We start from the raw sequence: 18,115 nt of genomic DNA on the forward strand, positions 1-18,115 counted from the left end.
GACGGGCATGATGTCGATGCCCCGGGCGGTGGGCGGTTGGGCCCGCGTGAACGCGTCGGATGATCGTCTGTGGGCGGACGGCCGACGACGCTGCGTTCCCGTCGCTTGACGGGCGCGAGAGGCGCGGGATAAGCTGACGCTCGATTATCGATTAGCCTCAAGGTGGAGGACAGTTGGCGCGATATTACCGGCCCAGAGATATCGCGGATGCACTCCAGGTGCTGCGCGAGGAGGATGCGCGCCTCCTCCTCGGCGGCACCGATCTGCTCGTGGGACTTCGCCACCACACGGTCGATCCCGACATCATCGTCGACCTGAAGACCGCTTCCGACCTGCGGCCACCGATTTCCATCTCCGACGACGGCGTGAGCGTCGGGCCGGCGTTGACGATGGCTGCGCTTGCCTCGACGCCGCAGGTACAGGAGTGGTTCCCCGGCCTGGTCGAGGCCGCCCTGACCGTGGGGTCGGTCGCCATCCGCAACCGCGCGAGCCTGATCGGCAACATCTGCAACGGCTCGCCTGCCGCCGACACCGCGCCGGCGCTCTTGGTGCATCGCGCGAGGGTGACCATCGCCTCGATCTCAGGGGAGCGCACCGTTCCTCTGTCGGAGTTCTTCCTGGCGCCGCGCAAGACGCAATGCGCAGCATCCGAGATCGTGACAGCGCTCGAGATCCCGAGGCCCGCCGATGGCTCCGCGTCAGCGTTCCAGCGGCTCACCCGACGGCGCGGAGTCGACCTCGCCACGGTCAGTGTGGCTGCGGCGGTCTCCCGTCGCGGTGACGTGTCGCTGGGGATCGGAGCGATGGGCCCGACGACGATCCATGCAGAAATCGATGAGCCGATCGATGCAACGGATGCGGTGGCAGTGGATGCCGCGCTCGACCCGCTTCTGGAGGTTCTCCGTCCGATCTCCGACGTGCGCGCGAGCAAGGAGTACCGGGCCGCGATGGTCCGGGTGCTCGCCCGGCGCGCAGTCCTTGCCGCGGCGAACCGGAGAACCCCCGAAAGGCTGGCCTCATGAGCGCCGCGGAACGCGATGACGAACCCGTGACCGTCGTGCTCACGGTGAACGGCGAGGCCCGTACGGTCTCGATGCCCGTGTCGCGCACCCTGCTCGATGCCCTGCGCGATGACGTGGGGCTCCCGGGATCGAAGACCTGCTGCGCCGAGGGCGAGTGCGGGGCGTGCGCCGTGTTCCTCGACGGCAAGGTCGTGAGCTCCTGCCTGGTGCTGGGTGTGGAGGCCGAGGGTCATGAGGTGACCACGATCGAGGGCCTGAGCTCCGAGGGTCTCACCGATCTTCAAGAGGAGTTCCTCAAGGCGGGCGCCGTCCAGTGCGGGTTCTGCATCCCCGGCCAGGTCATGGCCGCCGAGTTCCTCCTGCGGTGCAACCACTCACCGGATCAGGCCGAGATCCGCGAGGGGATGGCGGGAAATCTCTGTCGGTGTGCGGGATACGAGCGGATCGTGGCGGCCGTGCAGGCGACCGCGGCCAGGCGGGGCGGGGCACAATGACCGTCTCTCGCAAGCACGAGCCGCCTGCGGCCCCGGATGCTCTGCAGCATGTCGGCAGTCCCGTCCTCCGCTACGGGGGCGAGGAACGCGTCTCCGGCGGGCAGCCGTTCCTCGCCGATCTGAAGTTCCCCGACGCCGCTCACGTCGCACTCGTCACGATCCCCGTCGGCTGCGCGGAGCTGCGGGGCGTGGACGCCACGCAGGCACTGGCGATGAACGGGGTCATCGACGTCGTCAGCGCGTGGGATCTTCCTCAGCCCGTGCCCCGATTCGGGATCTCCCACCAGGACCGGCCGGTGCTCGCCACCGGGACCGTGAACTACCACGGCGAGCCGGTGGCCGCAGTGGTCGCCGAGACGATCGATCAAGCGAAGGCGGCCGCCCGCGCGGTGATCGTGGACTACCACGAGCTGCCCGGCGTCTACAACCTTCGGGACGCACTCTCTACGGGCGCGCGATTGGTCCAGGACGCCTCGGTCCGCGCGATCGACCCCGACAACGAGACCAACGTGCTCGAGTCGGCGCTCTACACGTGGGGCTCCATCCCGGTCGAGGAAGCTCGCACCCACCTCGTGGTCGAACACGCGTACACCTTCCCGATGGTCACTCATTTTCCGATCGAGCCGGGAGGGACGGTCGTGGTGCCCACCGCGCAGGGCGGGCTGGAGGTCTACTCGCCCGTCCAGCACCCCTACCTGCTGCAGCGCACGCTCTCTGCGATCTGGAATCTTCCCCTCAGCAAGGTCCGGGTGCTCGCGCCGGATCCCGGCGGCGCCTTCGGAGGAAAGCAGAACCCGAAGTATGAGCCCCTGATGGCGTTCCTCGCCATGCGCCTCGGCCGCACCTGCCGCCTCGTGCTCTCGCTAGAGGAGACCTTTCAGGCCATGCGGCGAGCGGGATGCCACATCAAGGCACGAACGGGATTCACGCGGGAGGGCGTCATGACCTTCCACGAACTGGAGAGCGACTATCTCATCGGCGCCTATGCGGATGTCGCGCCGCGAGTGATGGCGAAGGGCAGCTACGTCGGCGCCGGTCCGTATCGCATCCCTGCCGTCCGGATCGCATCCCGGGCCGTACTCACCAACACGACTCCGAGCACCGCGTTTCGCGGTTTCGGCTGCCCGCAGGTCGCCTGGGCGACCGAGTCGCAGCTCGACGAGGGAGCGCGGCGATTGGGCCTCGACGCGCTGACCATCCGCCGGCGTAACCTGGTCGAGAACGGCGAGCCGTTCGTGGTCGGTGCCAACGAGGCGAAGTCCGATGGAGAGTGGCGCCAGAGCCTGGAGAAGGCGGCCGCATTGATCGGCTGGGACGAACCGCTGCCTCCCAATCGCGGGCGCGGGATCGCGACCGCGATCAAGCCGGGCGCGACCTCGGGGCTCTCGCAGAGCCTGGTGCGGCTGCTCTTCGACGGCAGCGCGATCGCCTACTCGGGCACCTCCGACATGGGGCAGGGGGCGCGGACGCTCTGGCAGCAGATCGTGGCCGACGAGCTGGGCTGCGAGCTCGATCGGGTCACGGTCGTCAGCGGCGACACCGACGTCGTTCCCTTCGACCTGCAGACCTCGGCGAGCCGTTCGACGGTGTTCATGGGCACGGCGGTGCTCAAGGCGTGCCGCGACGTGCGGCAGCGCATCCTGGCTCTCTACGCCGAAACCAGCGGCATTCCTCCCGAGTCGCTGTCCGAACGGCCCGGCTATCTGGTGACCCCGCAGGGGCCGCTGGCGCTGATCGAAGCAGCCAAGATCGCACTGGGCGCGCTCCGCGGCGAGTTCATCGGGCAGGGCACTCATCGGCTGCGGGGACGAAGCGACCATCCGCTGGGTGGGGATGCCGCGTTCTACGAGTTCAACTGCACCGCCATCGAGGTCGAAGTGGATCGCGACACGGGCGAGCTTCTCTTGACGAAGTACGTGTCGGTCAGCGATGTCGGCACCGAGCTGAATCCGCTGCAGGTGGTCTCTCAGGACGAGGGCGCGGCGATCATGGGGCTGGGGCACTCTCAGATGGAGCAGCTTCTGATCGATGAGCACGGGCGCATCCGCAATCTGGGTGCGCTGGATTACCGCATCCCGACGTTCAAGGACGTCCCCATCGAGCTGATCACCTCTGCCGTGGAGAACCATGACGGCCCCGGCCCGTACGGGTCGAAGGGAATCAGCGAGGGGGCCCTGCTGTGCACGGCGGGTGCGCTGGGCTCGGCCGTGAGCAACGCTCTCGGTGTCGTCATCCGCGATCTGCCGATCACCCCCGAACGCGTGTGGGAGGCGCTGACGAGCGCAGCCCCGGAGAGCTCTCAGCCGCACTAGGCATCACCAATGGATCAACGAAGAGAATTGGATACGAAAATGGCACACAACCCGGTCGTCTGCCTCGCCGGCACACTCGACACGAAAGGCGCCGAGTACGCGTTCGTTCGCGACTGTTTGAAGGCTGCCGGAGTCGACGTCCTCGTCGTCGACTCCGGGACCATCGGAGAGCCCCACTTCCAGCCGGACATCGGCGCCGCGCACGTCGCTGGGCGGGTCGGCGCCGACCTGGCGGTGTTCCAGGCCGGTGTGGAGGGCGCCGATGGCCGCGTGCACGCCAACCGTACGATGAGCGCCGGGCTGGCATTGGTGCTGAACGACCTCGTGGAGGAAGGCCGGATCAGCGCCGTCCTCGGCATGGGCGGCACCGGCGGCACCGACCTGCTCAGCGGGGCCTTCCGCGGCCTGCCGATGGGCTTTCCCAAGCTCATCGTGAGCACGATGGCGTCGAACAACACACGACCATATGTGGGTCACTCCGACATGCTGATGGCCAACGCCGTGACCGACATCGCCGGGCTGAACACGATCTCCAAGCGCGTGCTCTCCAACGCCGCGAATGCCGCCGCCGGAATGGCGCTCGGCTATGAAAGGACGATGGGCCACGCGAAGGCCTCCAAGCCGCTGATCGCGATCTCGATGTTCGGCGTCACGACGCCCGGCGTCATGCGCATCCGCGCCAGGCTCGAGGCCGACGGCTTCGAGGTCGTGACGTTCCACGCCGTCGGCGAGGGCGCCGGCATGGAGCACCTCATCGACCAGGGCGTCATCGCCGGCCTCATCGACTTCACGCTCCCCGAGATCATCAACCATTGGAACAAGGGCATCTTCGACCCCGGGATGGAGCGCATGAACGCCGCGATCAGGACCGGCATTCCGCTCGTCGTGGTCCCGGGAGCGGCAGAGTGCTTCAACTTCGGCCCGGTGGATACGATTCCCGCCGAGTTCAACACGCCGGAGCGGAGCGTGATCATCCACAACCCGAGCATCACATCGCTGCTCGCCACGCCCGACGAGCTGCATCGCCTCGGCGAGTACATCGCCGACCACGTGAATCGCTCGCCCGGCCCGAAGGCCGTCGCGTTTCCGCTCGCCGGCCTCGACAACTACTTCAGGGAGGGCAATCAGTGGCATGGCGTCGACGTCTCGCCGTTGTTCGATGCGATCCGCTCGAACCTCGAGACCGGCATCCAGCTGGTCGAGCTCGACAACAACATCAACGACGAGGCCTTCGCCGACACTGTGTTCGAATTGTTCTCGGAGCGATGGAACTCACGGGCGCAGAGCGCCGATGTCGTGGCGCCGGTCTCGGCCTGAGCCGCGTCAGCGCGCTCAACAATTGTTATTCGAGGAGGACTTCGTTTTGAGCGGGAAAGCCGATCCATCCGTGCAGGTGCGCCTCATATTGCTCCGGCACGGGCACGTCGCCTCCCACCGAGGCGACGTGCCGATCACCGATAGGGGGCTGGAGCAGGCCGCCGCCGCCGGACGATGGTTCGCCGGCGAGGGGCAGGCCTTCGCCGGCCTGCTGGCCAGCCCGACCCGTCGCACGCGGGAGACGGCAGTGCAGTTCGCGGCCGGCTACGGTGAACTGCGACCGACAGAGCCCGGGATGCAGCCGAGGGACTCCGCTGCGTTGAGGAACCCCGACCTCTATCTCGGCGGGCACCTGGTCAACATGGTGAGCTCGCCTGCCGCGTTCGTCGAGCAGGTTCCCACGATCGCCGAAAGCGATGTGGTCGCCGTCCCGTTCTTCAGGAGCTTCCTGACCGAGCCCGACAGGGTCGGGTACTGGGTCGCCCACAGTCACCCGCCCGGTGACACCGTGCTCGCGGTGGGTCGCAGAATCGTGGCCGTCGTGCGCAGCCTCGCCGACGTCCGGGCATGGTCGGGGCAGACCATCCTCGGGATCACCCACTCGCCCGTCCTGCGCGCGATCGCCGTGTCGTTTCTGGGCGCGGACCCGGGGGAGCCGACGCATCTCCACGGCTACAGCCTCTCCTTGGGGCTGGACGGTGCCCTCACCGTGGAGGCCGTCGGTCCCGAGAGGCCCGCGGCATGAAGAGCGCAATCATCACGTGCGCCCCGACCGGCGCCATCCACACGCCCTCGATGTCGCCGCACCTCCCCGTCACGCCCGAGCAGATCGCCCACGCAGCACTGGAGGCCGCGAGCGCGGGGGCGGCGATCGTCCACCTGCACGTTCGCGATCCCCACGACGGGCACCCCGTCCAGGATGTCGGTCTCTTCAGAGAACTGCTGAGCCTGATTCGCGCGAGCTCCGACGTCGTGGTCAACCTCACCACGGGCGGGAGCCCGCACATGACGGTGGAGGAGAGGATCCGTCCCGCCATCGAACTGGCTCCCGAGCTGGCGTCGCTGAACATGGGGTCGATGAACTTCGGCCTCTACCCGATGCTCGACAGATTCAAGGACTTCGAGCACGACTGGGAGCGAGTCCACCTCGCCAACAAGGACCTGGTGTTCAAGAACACCTTCGCCGACATCGAGAGGATCCTGCGCACCTGCACGGATCAGGGGACGCGATTCGAGTTCGAGTGCTACGACACGTCCCACCTCTACAACCTCGCCCACTTCCTCGACCGCGGACTCGTCAAGGCGCCCCTCTTCGTGCAGACGGTGTTCGGTCTGCTCGGTGGCATCGGCGCAGATCCCGAGGATCTCATGCACATGCGCCGCACCGCCGACCGGCTGTTCGGAGACCAGTGGGAGTGGTCTGTTCTCGGAGCCGGGTCGTCTCAGATCCGCACCGCCACGGTCTCCCTGGCGCTCGGCGGCAACGCCCGAGTCGGTCTCGAGGACTCGCTCTGGGACGGTCCGGGGTCGCTCGCGACCTCCAGCCGCGTGCAGGTCGCGCGCGTCCGGATCGTGACCGAGGCCCTCCACCGCGAGGTCGCGACGGCATCCGAAGCGCGAACCCGTCTGGACCTGCGCGGTCTCGGATGAGCGGCCGGATCCCGGCGCGGGGAACGAGCTGTGGAAGACTAGCCAAAATCGATAGGACCTGGGCGAGCGGAAGGGATCGGCAATGACGAACAGCGACGTCGGCCCTTTCGTGGCGAGCGAACTGCTCTCGGCGACCGTGAAACGCCTGCTCATCGACCGGATCATGGACGGCCAGTACAAGCCGGGGGAGCGCATCGTCGAGCTGCGGCTCGCCAAGGAGCTGGGCACCAGCCAGTCACCGATCCGGGAGGCGCTTCGAGACCTGGCGGCCATCGGCATCGTGACGATCCACTCCCGTCGCGGCGCAAGAGTGCGCAGGCCCACCAGCAAAGAACTGAGTGACGTGAGCCTCGTGCGCTCCGAAGTCGATGCGCTCGCCGCCAGAATCGCGGCCCCTGCCATCGACGAGCACGCCGTCGGAATGCTGAAGGTGGCTTTCGACGAGATGATGGCGAGTCTGGAAGCACGCGACTTCATGAGCCTGACGCAGGCCGATGCCCGCTTCCACCGGATCATCGTCGAGGCCTCCGCCAATAACGCGATCGAGCGGGTCTTCGATCAGTTGGAGCCGTTCGCGAGAACCTTCATCACGTTGACGCTTCCGAACGTCGACGTGAGAAGCATCATCCTCGAGCATCACGGCATCATGACGGCGTTGGCCGACAAGGATCCCGAGCTCGCGTCTGCCCGCGCCCGAGACCACCAGGTGCATGTCAGCGATCTGTTCCGCAACCACTACGTCGCGGAACAGATCGCGCCCGACTGACGCATCCGGCATCAGCCGGGGCAGCTCAAGACAGGCTCATGTCGATCAGCACCTTCAGTGCCCCGTCGGTGCGACGGTCGGCGACGTCGAGGGCGGTCCCGAAGTCGGCCAGGGGGAACCGGTGCGTGATCATCTTTCCTGCGCGCACTCGGCCGTCGGCGATGAAGTCCAGAACCGCAGCCATCTCGCCAGTCACCGCGCGGCTCCCGACGAGTTCGAGCTCGTTGAGCACCAGCTGCGAAAGACTTGCCGTCACATCGCTCGTCGGGATTCCCACGGTCGCGCACCGGCCGCCGGCGGCGAGCATGCCTAAGGCCATCGGGATCGACTGCGGGGTTCCGGCGGCATCGAGCACAACGTCCGCGCCGCGACCGACGACATCCCGAAACGCGCCGGCAGGGTCGTCGACGTTCGTGTCGACCACCTCGAATCCGAGACTCTCGACGACGCCCAGACGCGCTCCGCGAGCCGCGAAGACGACCCGGGACGCACCGAGCGTGCGCGCGGCCTCCGCCGCGAGAATGCCCACCGGCCCGGCGCCGATCACACCGACGGTGTGACCGTCGCTGACCTGGCCTCGGTTCGCGCAGTGCAGCGCGATGGATGCGGGATCCGCCACCGCCGCCTCGTCATACGAGAGACCACCGGGGATCTTGAAGACACTCCGGATCGAGTGCACGACGTATTCGGCGTACGACCCCTGCTTGGTGTGCCCGTAGTGGCTGTGCAGCTTCGGGTTGTTGTAGCTCAAGCACAGGTTGTACCGACCCCGGATGCAGTTCGCGCAGAAGCTGCACGGGGCGTGCGAGGAGCCGACGACGCGGTCGCCGACGGCCCAGCCGAACTCCTCCGCCCCGGCACCCAGCTCCACGATCTGCCCCGACCACTCGTGCCCCGGCGTGAACGGGTAGAAGGCCGGCCACATCGGGTAGTCGCCGTGGATCATGTGCACGTCGGTGCCGCAGATCCCTACGCGTTCCACCCGGCAGAGCACCTCGAACGGACCGGGCTTCGGGTCGGGTACCTCCTTTACGCGGAAGTCGTTCGGGGCGGTCAGAACTAGTGCCTGCACGGGCGTCTCGCTTTCTTGCGGAGGGAATCAGACGATGGCGACGGGGTCGACCATCGAGCCGGTCGTGCCCTGCACCTTGAGGGGCAGGGCGACGAAGAGGAATTCGTACACCTTTTCGCGAGCGATCTCTTCGAGGTAGATCGACTCGAACAGGTAGATGGCGTTCTCGATGAGCAGCAGCGTGTGGACCGGCTGGGGATTGGCGGGATGGCCCGGGTCGGGTGCCGGCTGCACCTCGAACGTCTCGGTGTCGCTGCCGGCGGCGACCACTCCCTTCTCGAGCAGCCAGCGGGCGGCGGAGATATCGGGACCCGCCGTCACGTACTTGGCCATCGCCTCCCGGTCCGGCCAGTCGACGAGGCATCCGCTGCGGATCAGCACCACATCACCGGGGCGGATCTCCACCCGTTGATGGTGCATGACGGCCTCGAGCTCCTGAGCCGTCACCGCTTCGTGGGAGGGCAAGGCCACGATCCCGCGGTACGCGGGCACATCGAGCAGAATCCCGCGGGTGATGAACGGGGGCAGCTTGCTGCCGTCGCCCCGCGTGGGCCCGCGGTCGCCGAGATGCTCGGTGGCGTTGCTGCCGCCGTACCAGTGATCGTCGTCGCCGATCGTCATGTGAGCCAGCGCGTCGACGTGCGCCCCGCTGTGGGATGTCCCGGAGGTGACCTCGGCCATGTAGCCGAGATTCACTTCGTTGCGCGGTCCCCACGGCTTCTGGTTGTCGCCGCGCAGGCCGTTCGGGGTGCGATACATCGACACCTGGAACGGTGGATGTGATCCGAACAACGGCATGCCCGTGAACCGGGGGAGTGCGAGCGAGTAGGCCTTGCCCTTGCTCGGCAGCTGCAGGGCGGCGAGGAGCTCGGCGGCGGTTTGCCTGGCAGCGGGCCCTCGATCGTGATCCGTGACCACCTGTTCCTCCACATCGACGTGAATGGGGACTGCCTGCGCAGTGCACCGCGCGGCGAGTGTAGCATCGATTATCGATTAGCACTCAATCGTGATTTCGGCTTCAGCAGACAGGACCCGGAGAACGCTTGACCGAGATCGCCACTGTCCCTATAGTCTTCGATTATCGATAGACGATTATCCCGATCGCGTCATCGTTCATCCGTCCTTTCACAGAGTCGTGAGTGTGCCCCCGCCTATGGACCAGTTTCTTCAAGTCGTTCTGATCAGCATGAGTGTCGCCGCCGTGTACTTCCTCGTCGCGAGCGGGCTCACGCTGATCTTCGGCCTCATGCGCGTGATCACGCTGGCCCACGGCACCAGCTTCCTGCTGGGCGGCTACATCGGCTACATCGTGGTGCGTTACACGGGCAACTGGATTCTGGGGGCATTCGCGGCCGCGCTCGGTGTCGGGCTTCTGGGCCTTCTCATCCATCAGGTGCTCATCCACCGATTCCAGGATGACGATATGCGGGTCGCCCTCATCACTTTGGGGGTCGCGCTGATCGGAACGGACCTGATGGCAGGACTGGTCCTCCCGCGCGCCGGCGGAGCGCCTGGTGAAACCGACGCGATCGGCGTGACGGCGACTCTCGTGCCAGTGCCCGAACAACTCCAGGGCACCGTCGACATCCCCTTCGTCGGGTACTTCCCGCTGCTGCGGCTCTTGATCATCGCGATCGCGGTGGTTGTCGGTGTCGCGCTCGCCCTCTTCATCAACCGAACGCGGCTGGGCTCGATCGTACGAGCCGGAGTCGATGACAGCCAGATGACGGCTGCGACCGGCGTCAACGTGCGGATCGTCTTCGGCTTCATCTTCCTGCTTGGCTCGGCCCTTGCCGGGTTCGCGGGGATCGTCCAGGGGAGCCTCCTGCCGCTGCTGCCCGGACTCGACGGGACGTATCTCCTGTTCTCGCTCGTCGTGGTGATCGTCGGCGGTATGGGAAGCGTGCCCGGCGCGGCGATCGGCGCGATCCTGGTCGGATTGGTATCCCAGTTCGCGTTGGTCTACGTTCCGACGTGGTCAGTCGTCGTCACGTTCGGCCTCATGGTGCTCGTCCTGGCAATCCGCCCGCAGGGCATCCTCGGAAAGGTGTCGGCGCTGTGACCGGCCCGACGGGCAGCGCCCCGAGGCGCTCGAGTCGGATCCCGTACAGCTGGATCATCGGCGGAGCGATTGTGATCTTCGCCTTCGTCTTCCCGTACATCGTCGATCGACCGCAGTTCTGGCTTCCCAACGTGGGCGTCCGCACCTGCTGGCTCGGAATCATCGCGCTCAGCCTGGTCTTCCTCAACCGGTACGTGGGGCTGTTGTCCCTGGCCCAAGTGGCGATAGCGGGGATCGCCGCGTACGGGATCGGCGTTTCACTGATCCGTCTCGAGCTCCCCGTGATCCCGTCGATCATCATCGGACTCGCCGCCGGGACCGCCGCGGGCTTCGTGACAGCGCTCATCGCAGCGAGAACCCGAGCCATCTATTTCCTCATGATCACCCTCGCCCTCGGCCAGGTGTTCTACGCGTATGCGTCCCAGGCCGAAGATCTCGGCGGTCGCGGCGGACTGCGGCCCGTGCGAAAGCCCGACTTCGGGTTCATCGACTTCAACGATGCCACGTACACCTACTTCCTCGCCGTGACCGTCGCAGTCCTGTGCTACCTGCTCTGCCGATACGTCGCGTCCACGTCGTTCGGTCTGGTCCTGCAGGGGATCAGAGACAGTCCGGCCCGCATGTCAGCGCTGGGCTACCGGGTGAACCGCTATCGCACCGCCGCGATCACTTTCGCCGCGTTCATCGCCTCCGTCGGCGGCACGATCATGGTGTTCGACCGGGCACAGGCGGACCCCTCCATGGTGAGCCTCACCTCCACCCTCGACGTTCTGGTCGTCGCCGTGATCGGCGGCATCGGATCGCTCGGCGGCGTGTTCGTCGGTGCGCTCGTGCTGGCCCTGCTGGACAACTTCGCGCAGGACCTCACCGATCGCTACATGACGCTCACCGGGCTCATCTTCATCATCGTCCTGCTGTTCGCACCGTCCGGCCTCGCCGGACTCGGACCGCAGGTGAAACGGGCAATCGATCGACGTCGGAAGGAACGAACTCCCGACTCCGTGAGCAGCCCACAGCATGAACCGTCGGCCACTCAGCCTGCGGATGAGGCAATTCACGAAGGGAAACAGCGATGATGCTGCACAAGAAGAAGGCCATGCTCCCGGCGCTCGCTGCGGGTGCCGGGCTGGTCCTGGTAATCGCAGGCTGCAGCGCTACCGGCGGCGGTAGCGGTGGCGGGAGCGGCAGCGGGGGAGACGAAACGATCAAGATCGGCGTCTTGTCGACCGACACCGGCAACCTCGCATTCGGCATGGGCGAGACCAAGGCGGCGATCGGCGTGGCGATGGACGCGATCGGCGGAACCGTCGAGGGCGGCGAGATCGACGGGCACAAGATCGAGTTCGTCTATGCCGGTACAGATGGCACCCCTGGCACGGCCCAGGACCAGGTGCGCAAGCTCGTCGAGAACGAGGGCGTCGACATCGTCTTCGGTCCCCTCTCGGGCGACGAGGGCGAAGCAGTGGCGGACTACGCGCTGACCCAGCCGGACGTCACGTTCGTCAACGGCTCGGCGGCGCCGGTCGATCTCACCCTGAAGGGCGCCGAGAACTTCTACCGCTTCGCCGGCGACGGCGCGCAGTGGACCGGCGGGCTCGGCGACTACGCCTTCAACGACCGGGGCTATAAGAACACCTATCTGGTGGCCGAGGACTATTCGTTCCCGTACGACAACGCGGGTGGCTTCTTCTCCGAGTTCTGCGCCGCCGGCGGCACCATCGCCGGTGCATCGTGGGTGCCCGTCGGCACTACCGACTACGCGACGATCATCTCCCAGATCCCGGCAGACGCCGACTCCGTCTTCGTGGGTCTCGGTGGATCCGACGCGGCGAGCTTCCTCTCGCAGGCGGTCAGCAACGGCGTGAACCTTCCGCTCATCGGCGGTTCGATCGCCGTCGACACGACGGCCCTCGCGGGGGACGCCAACCTGGCGCAGGCCGCCGTCGGAACCATCACCGCGGGTCCGGTCCCCGGGGCCGGATACGAGAACCCGGCGTTCCAGCCGTTCGTCGACGCATACAAGAAGCAGCCGGACGCCTTCCCGAGCCCGAGCCTGTTCGCACTGGTGTACTACAGCGGCATCCAGTCGATCATCCTCGCGCTGCAGGACACGGGAGGCGAACTCGGCGAGGGTCAGGCGACTCTTCGTGAGGCGCTCGATGCGACGTCGTGGGACACTCCGACCGGCCCGTTGACGATCGATGAGAACCGGAACGCCATCGTCGACAACTTCCTCATCGAGGTCAAGGATGCCGGCGACGGCACGCTGACCGGCGAGACCATCAAGGAAGCGCACGAGGTCCATCAGGGCACGCACGGCTTCACACGGTTCGAGAGCTGCGACGAACTCGGCTAGCACACGGGGCTGGCGCGCCGGGAGCCACCCGGCGCGCCAGCCGCAGCTCCCTTCACCACGATCAAGAGGAACATCATGCTCGAGACCGACTCCGTCCTGCGCGTAGTCGACGTGTCCAAATCCTTCGGCGGGGTCAAGGCCATGCGCAACGTCGAGCTTGAGCTTGCCGCGGGTGAGCGGATCAGCGTGATCGGCACGAACGGGGCCGGCAAGTCGACGCTCTTCAACGCGATCGCGGGCGTGTTCCCGGTCACGAGCGGCCGCATCGAGCTGTTCGGCAAGGATGTGACCAGGCTCAGCGCCGCGTCGCGGGCCAAGCTGGGCCTGGCCCGCACGTTTCAGACGTCGCGCTTGTTCGAACAGCTGACCGCGGCCCAGAACGTGTTCATCGCTCTCGGCGGCAGCGAGTTCACCGGCGGCCTGCTGCGACTGGCCCGCCGGAACCCCGAACGGTGGGCGCGGGTGGATCGGCTCCTCGACCGCGTCGGACTCGCCGGACGCGACGAACAGGTGGTCGCTGACCTGTCGCATGGCGAACAGCGACAGCTCGAGCTGGCAATGGCGCTTGCGCTGCAGCCGAAGCTCCTCATGCTGGATGAGCCCGCGGCCGGCTTCTCGCCCGCAGAGCGCGCGCAACTCGTCAGGCTGCTTCGGGAACTGCCGCAAGAGATCAGCCTGCTGCTCATCGAGCACGACATGGACATCGCGCTGGCGGTGGCGAGCCGTGTGATCGTCATGCACGACGGTGCCAAGATCCTCGAAGGAACACCCGACGAGATCCGCACCAGCGAACGAGTGCGAGAAATCTACCTGGGAGGTTCCATCCATGACGCAGCGTGAGGGCGCGACGGATCACGAGTTCAAGGTCACCGACCTCAACGTCTACTACGGGCGCGTGCATGTTCTGCAGGATGTCTCATTGACGATGGGTCGCGAGCCCCTGGGCATGGTGGGGCGCAACGGCATGGGCAAGAGCACGCTCGTGAAGGCGATCGCCGGGTTCATCCCGGTCCGCAGCGGCTCGATCGAGTTCGAAGGAAACGACCTCACCGGTCGCAGGGCCTACCAGATCAACCACGCGGGGATCGGCTACGTCCCGCAGGGACGCAGGATCTTCCCCTCCCTCAGCGTGCACGAGCACCTGACGATGGTGGGGGCGAAGAAGACCGATCGGTGGAACGTCGCGGCGATCTACGAGCTGTTTCCGCGGCTCGCCGAGCGGATGTCGAACGGCGGCGCACAGCTCTCAGGCGGTGAACAGCAGATGCTCGCCATCGGGCGGGCGCTGCTGTCCAACCCACGTCTCCTGATCATGGACGAGCCATCGGAAGGGCTGGCACCGGCGGTCGTCGATCACCTTGCCGAGGTGTTGCGGTCCGTGGTGAACGAGGGTCAGTCCGTGCTGCTCATCGAGCAGAACCTCCGCTTTGCCACCGAGCTGTGCGACAGGATCCTGGTCATGGTCAATGGACGGATCGCGGCCGATGTGCCGGCGTCCGAGATCGCCAACAGCCCGGAACAGCAGAACAGGTACCTCGGCGTCGTCTGAATCCGGAGTTCACACGTCATCCGTGCCGCCGGGCGGAGCCTCTAGCGGTGCGAGTGGATGAATGAATCCGAGTCCCGGAGCGGTCGTCCGGTTCCGCCGGATCGCACCGCGATGATCTCGGCCACGATGGAGACAGCCGTCTCGTCGGAGGTGCGGCCGCCCAGATCCAGACCGATGGGGCTGCGAAGGGGCTCGAGCTGCGCGGCCGAAACCCCCGCATTCTGCAGACGCTGGAGCCTCTCGGTGTGCGTTCGGCGGGAGCCCATCGCGCCGACGTACGCCAGACGGTGCCGACCGCTCAAGGCAAGGGCCGCGCTCAAGGCCGGCACATCGAACTTCGCGTCGTGCGTGAGCACACACACCGCCGTGCGATTGTCGATGCGGTCCGACGCCGCTTCCTGTTCCAGGTAGCGGTGCGGCCACGAGACCACCACCTCGTCGGCATCGGGAAAGCGCATCTTCGTGGCGAAAAGCGGCCGTGCGTCGCACACCGTGACGTGAAAGCCGATCATGCGCCCGGCCTTCGCGAGCGACGCGGCGAAGTCGATGGCGCCGAAGATGATGAGCCGGGGGCGCGGTTGATGCGAGGCGACGAAGACCCGCATTCCGGTATCCATGCGCTCGGCTCCCGGCCCGTACGTGAGATCGGTCGTCGTCCCCGCCGCGAGCAGGCCGCGTGCGTCGTCGACGACCGTGGAGGTCACCGTCGGTGAACCAAGGGAGCCCCACGCATCCGTGGGGCTCACTACCACCTTGCGACCGATCCAGTCCGGATCGATGTGTTCGATGACGGTGACCAGCGCGACCGGCTCGTCTGCCTTGAGCATGGACACCAGCACGCCGAGCTGCGGGAAGGTCGTCACCGACATCCGCTCGATGAAGATGTCGATCGAGCCGCCGCACGTGAGGCCGACGGCGAACGCGTCGTCGTCGCTGTATCCGAACCTCTGCATCTGCGGATGGCCATCGTCCATCACCTGCTGGGCGACCTCGAAGACGGCGCCCTCGACGCACCCTCCCGACACGGAGCCGAACACCTCGTCGCGCGTGATGACCATGGTGGCGCCCTGCGGTCGCGGCGCCGAGTTCGCGACACCCACGACGGTCGCCAGCGCGAAGGTCCCACCCGCCTGTGCGCAGGATTCCAGGGCCGCGATCACGTCACGCACGAGCGGACTGCACCTCAGGTACCCGGCTGAGCGCTGCGGGCGACGTTCTTGAAGGTGCGAACCTGATCGGCGATCGCGCGCTCGGTGGGGAGGCGCTCCATCGAGGACGCTCCGAAGAAGCCGTCGACATTCGTCGTCCGATCGATCACGAACTGCACATCCTCCGGCTCCGCGATGGGGCCTCCATGGCACAGTACGACGATCTCGGGCTTGACGGCACGCGCCGCGTCGACGATCTCCTGCACCCTCGCGACCGACTCCTCGAGCGAGAAGGCCGTCGCCGCGCCGATCGTGCCCTTCGTGGTGAGGCCCATGTGCGCCACCAGCACATCGGCTCCGGCCTCGGCCATCGCCGTCGCCTGGTCGGGGGAGAACACATACGGGGTGGTGAGGAGGTTCCGTTCGGTGGCCAGCCGGATCATCTCGATCTCCAGATCGAAACCCATTCCCGTCTCTTCCAGGTTCGCCCGGAAGACGCCGTCGATCAGGCCGACGGTGGGGAAGTTCTGCACACCGGAGAACCCGGTCTCGACCAGTTCGTCAAGGAACCGCGGCATGAGCCGGAACGGATCGGTCCCACAGACCCCGGCCAAGACGGGCGTATCGGTGACGACGGGCAGCACCTCGCGCGCCATGTCGAGCACGATCGCGTTCGCATCGCCGTAGGGCATCAGCCCGGCCAGCGAGCCTCGCCCCGCCATCCTGAACCGACCGGAGTTGTAGATGATGATGAGGTCGACGCCACCCAGCTCGGCCGATTTCGCCGAAAGCCCCGTGCCGGCGCCCGCGCCGACGATGAGGTTGCCCCGCGTCCGCTGGTCCGTCAGCCGGGCGAGTGCCTCGTTGCCGTTCATCCCTTGCCTCCTCAGGCGTGGCCCCACCGGCGTGGAGAAGCGGCGCCGGCTCTCAGGGTTCGAAGCATTCGCCTCAAACTAAACATTATCGATTATACGGCGCCGCATCCATTGACGACACTTCGCCGGCTTCAATATTATCGATAGTAGATACTCGTTTAGAAGTATCCTGCCATTAGAGGAGACAATGATGTCCCACCGCAAGACCACTATCCCCGCCACGATCGCAGCAATAGCAGGAGTCGCCATGGCCCTTTCCGGATGTGCCCCTTCCAGCTCGAGCGCAGACACCGAATCGCCGTACACGGTGTCGTCGGTGACGAACAGCAAAACGGGCGACGTCTCGGACGCGCTCGTCAGAGAAGACGGCGCGGATGCCGTGCTCGCTCAGCACCTCAAGACCCTCAACGAGTGCGACTGGGCGGGACTGCTCGCTCAGTACCCCGACCAGGCCGAGATCCGTCTGCCGCTCGGCGCCACGGCGATGGGGCGAGAGGAGATCGCCGAACTCTTCGCGGGCTTCGTCCTTCCTCCCGCCGAGGGTGGTCTCTGCGGGCTCACCTTCAAGGAGGAGTCGCGGATGGTCACGGGTGGCACCATCGCCGTGCAGTGGGTCGCTGACGCCGACTTCCTCGCCGAGCCGTACCGCGGCTCAGACGCCTACATCACCGACGACGGCCTCATGGTCGGGATGGTGACGACGTTCGACGGAGCCGAACTGAAGATGAAGGGGTAGCGCCGAGCGGGCCCTCGTCAACGGGCTCCGTCCGTCAGGACGGAGAGCACGCTCGGTGCGAAAAAGCGGCGTGTGTATGCATCGGGGTCGACGGCCTGCAGGACTCCCAGGTCTACGAGCTGGCCGACGAGGCGGTTGGCCCTCCCATACGAGAGGGCCAACTCCTTCTCGACCTTACGCACGGTGAACGAGGGATTCGCGACCGCGAGGTCAACCAGCGAATGCGCGCTGTCGGCTCGCAGATGAGACGCTCTCACCCGTTCCTTCAGCTCGTTCTGCACGGCGACCAACGCGATCATTTGATGCCGCGTCTGGTCGGCCGCGCTCTGAAGACCTTGAGAGAAGAAGCGAACGAACCCGTCCCAATCTCCCTGTGTACTGATCGAGAGAAGGCGGTCGTAGTATTCCGTGCGTCGCGCTTCGAACCACGGTGACACGGTGAGAGTCGGCTCGCTGAGGACACCCGTTGACTGTAGGTGCAGCACGATGAGAAACCGTCCTAGGCGGCCGTTCCCGTCGCGGAATGGGTGCAGTGTCTCGAATTGGTAGTGCGACATCGCCGCAGCGACGACGGGGTCGATGTCGGTCGCGTGGTCGACGCGCATCCAGTCAACGAGGTCGCGCACCCCCGTTTCGAGAGCGAAACCTGCCGGGGCCGGCACGAACCGCGCAGCATGGACGGGAAAGCCGAACGGGTCGGCTTCTGGACGGCGCCCGATGACCACCTGACCATCTCGTAAACGACCCGACGCGTCA

The 18,115-nt window shown here is 66.5% G+C and carries 18 protein-coding genes; 13 read left to right on the forward strand and 5 right to left on the reverse strand.

All coding sequences use genetic code 11. The annotated features are described in order from the left end of the window. Positions 1 to 173 precede the first annotated feature (173 nt). The 7 genes from VNT50_RS11785 to VNT50_RS11815 all read left to right on the forward strand — a co-directional run bounded on the left by VNT50_RS11785 (position 174) and on the right by VNT50_RS11815 (position 7,561). Positions 174 to 1,022, forward strand: a complete 849-nt coding sequence (locus tag VNT50_RS11785) for an FAD binding domain-containing protein (RefSeq protein WP_325485309.1) — start codon at positions 174 to 176, stop codon at positions 1,020 to 1,022. After that, complete coding sequence (locus tag VNT50_RS11790) at positions 1,019 to 1,516, forward strand: (2Fe-2S)-binding protein (RefSeq protein WP_325485310.1); 498 nt, start codon at positions 1,019 to 1,021, stop codon at positions 1,514 to 1,516. The genes VNT50_RS11785 and VNT50_RS11790 overlap by 4 nt, the downstream gene beginning before the upstream one ends. Further along, positions 1,513 to 3,828: a xanthine dehydrogenase family protein molybdopterin-binding subunit gene (locus tag VNT50_RS11795; RefSeq protein ID WP_325485311.1), complete on the forward strand. Its 2,316-nt coding sequence runs from the start codon at positions 1,513 to 1,515 to the stop codon at positions 3,826 to 3,828. The genes VNT50_RS11790 and VNT50_RS11795 overlap by 4 nt, the downstream gene beginning before the upstream one ends. 39 nt (positions 3,829 to 3,867) lie before the next feature. Continuing rightward, the gene (locus VNT50_RS11800) at positions 3,868 to 5,145 is read left to right on the forward strand and encodes a Tm-1-like ATP-binding domain-containing protein (protein WP_325485312.1); all 1,278 of its coding nucleotides are present in this window, start codon (positions 3,868 to 3,870) and stop codon (positions 5,143 to 5,145) included. Beyond that, the gene (locus VNT50_RS11805) at positions 5,120 to 5,890 is read left to right on the forward strand and encodes a histidine phosphatase family protein (RefSeq protein WP_325485313.1); all 771 of its coding nucleotides are present in this window, start codon (positions 5,120 to 5,122) and stop codon (positions 5,888 to 5,890) included. The genes VNT50_RS11800 and VNT50_RS11805 overlap by 26 nt, the downstream gene beginning before the upstream one ends. Continuing rightward, positions 5,887 to 6,795: a 3,5-dioxohexanoate:acetyl-CoA acetone transferase gene (gene kce, locus VNT50_RS11810; protein WP_325485314.1), complete on the forward strand. Its 909-nt coding sequence runs from the start codon at positions 5,887 to 5,889 to the stop codon at positions 6,793 to 6,795. Before VNT50_RS11805 ends, kce begins: the two co-directional genes overlap by 4 nt. Before the next feature lie 82 nt (positions 6,796 to 6,877). Further along, positions 6,878 to 7,561 carry a GntR family transcriptional regulator gene (locus tag VNT50_RS11815; RefSeq protein WP_325485315.1) on the forward strand — a complete coding sequence of 228 codons (684 nt, stop codon included), beginning with the start codon at positions 6,878 to 6,880 and terminating at the stop codon, positions 7,559 to 7,561. A 25-nt stretch (positions 7,562 to 7,586) separates the two neighbouring features. On the opposite strand, the gene VNT50_RS11820 is transcribed toward VNT50_RS11815, so the two are convergent. Then, a complete protein-coding gene (locus VNT50_RS11820) occupies positions 7,587 to 8,633 on the reverse strand; it encodes a zinc-dependent alcohol dehydrogenase (RefSeq protein ID WP_325485316.1) in 1,047 nt (348 codons plus the stop codon). 27 nt (positions 8,634 to 8,660) lie between these two features. Then, on the reverse strand, positions 8,661 to 9,551 hold the full coding sequence (locus tag VNT50_RS11825; RefSeq protein WP_325485317.1) for a cyclase family protein: 891 nt from the start codon (positions 9,549 to 9,551) through the stop codon (positions 8,661 to 8,663). 268 nt (positions 9,552 to 9,819) lie between these two features. Here VNT50_RS11825 and VNT50_RS11830 point away from each other — a divergent pair, with 268 nt between their 5' ends. The 5 genes from VNT50_RS11830 (at position 9,820) to VNT50_RS11850 (ending at position 14,600) form a co-directional block, all read left to right on the forward strand. Beyond that, entirely contained in the window at positions 9,820 to 10,695 is an 876-nt protein-coding gene (locus tag VNT50_RS11830) for a branched-chain amino acid ABC transporter permease (protein ID WP_325485318.1), read from the forward strand. Beyond that, on the forward strand, positions 10,692 to 11,771 hold the full coding sequence (locus VNT50_RS11835; protein WP_325485319.1) for a branched-chain amino acid ABC transporter permease: 1,080 nt from the start codon (positions 10,692 to 10,694) through the stop codon (positions 11,769 to 11,771). The genes VNT50_RS11830 and VNT50_RS11835 overlap by 4 nt, the downstream gene beginning before the upstream one ends. Then, positions 11,768 to 13,051, forward strand: coding sequence for an ABC transporter substrate-binding protein (locus VNT50_RS11840; RefSeq protein WP_325485320.1), 1,284 nt, complete (start codon positions 11,768 to 11,770; stop codon positions 13,049 to 13,051). Before VNT50_RS11835 ends, VNT50_RS11840 begins: the two co-directional genes overlap by 4 nt. A gap of 75 nt (positions 13,052 to 13,126) precedes the next feature. Further along, positions 13,127 to 13,891, forward strand: coding sequence for an ABC transporter ATP-binding protein (locus VNT50_RS11845; RefSeq protein WP_325485321.1), 765 nt, complete (start codon positions 13,127 to 13,129; stop codon positions 13,889 to 13,891). After that, a complete protein-coding gene (locus VNT50_RS11850) occupies positions 13,878 to 14,600 on the forward strand; it encodes an ABC transporter ATP-binding protein (protein WP_325485322.1) in 723 nt (240 codons plus the stop codon). Before VNT50_RS11845 ends, VNT50_RS11850 begins: the two co-directional genes overlap by 14 nt. A gap of 41 nt (positions 14,601 to 14,641) precedes the next feature. Here VNT50_RS11850 and VNT50_RS11855 read toward each other — a convergent pair whose 3' ends face one another. Further along, positions 14,642 to 15,769 carry an XdhC family protein gene (locus tag VNT50_RS11855; protein ID WP_325485323.1) on the reverse strand — a complete coding sequence of 376 codons (1,128 nt, stop codon included), beginning with the start codon at positions 15,767 to 15,769 and terminating at the stop codon, positions 14,642 to 14,644. A 14-nt stretch (positions 15,770 to 15,783) separates the two neighbouring features. After that, positions 15,784 to 16,623, reverse strand: coding sequence for a phosphoenolpyruvate hydrolase family protein (locus VNT50_RS11860; protein WP_325485324.1), 840 nt, complete (start codon positions 16,621 to 16,623; stop codon positions 15,784 to 15,786). A 316-nt stretch (positions 16,624 to 16,939) separates the two neighbouring features. Between VNT50_RS11860 and VNT50_RS11865 the strand changes: the two genes are divergently transcribed. Then, positions 16,940 to 17,359 carry a nuclear transport factor 2 family protein gene (locus VNT50_RS11865; protein WP_325485325.1) on the forward strand — a complete coding sequence of 140 codons (420 nt, stop codon included), beginning with the start codon at positions 16,940 to 16,942 and terminating at the stop codon, positions 17,357 to 17,359. Between the two features lie 17 nt (positions 17,360 to 17,376). On the opposite strand, the gene VNT50_RS11870 is transcribed toward VNT50_RS11865, so the two are convergent. Further along, on the reverse strand, positions 17,377 to 18,115 hold a 739-nt coding region (locus tag VNT50_RS11870), incomplete at its 5' end, for a Fic family protein (protein ID WP_325485326.1).

It is taken from the genome of Microbacterium sp., assembly GCF_035554235.1.
Taxonomy (GTDB): Bacteria; Actinomycetota; Actinomycetes; order Actinomycetales; family Microbacteriaceae; genus Microbacterium.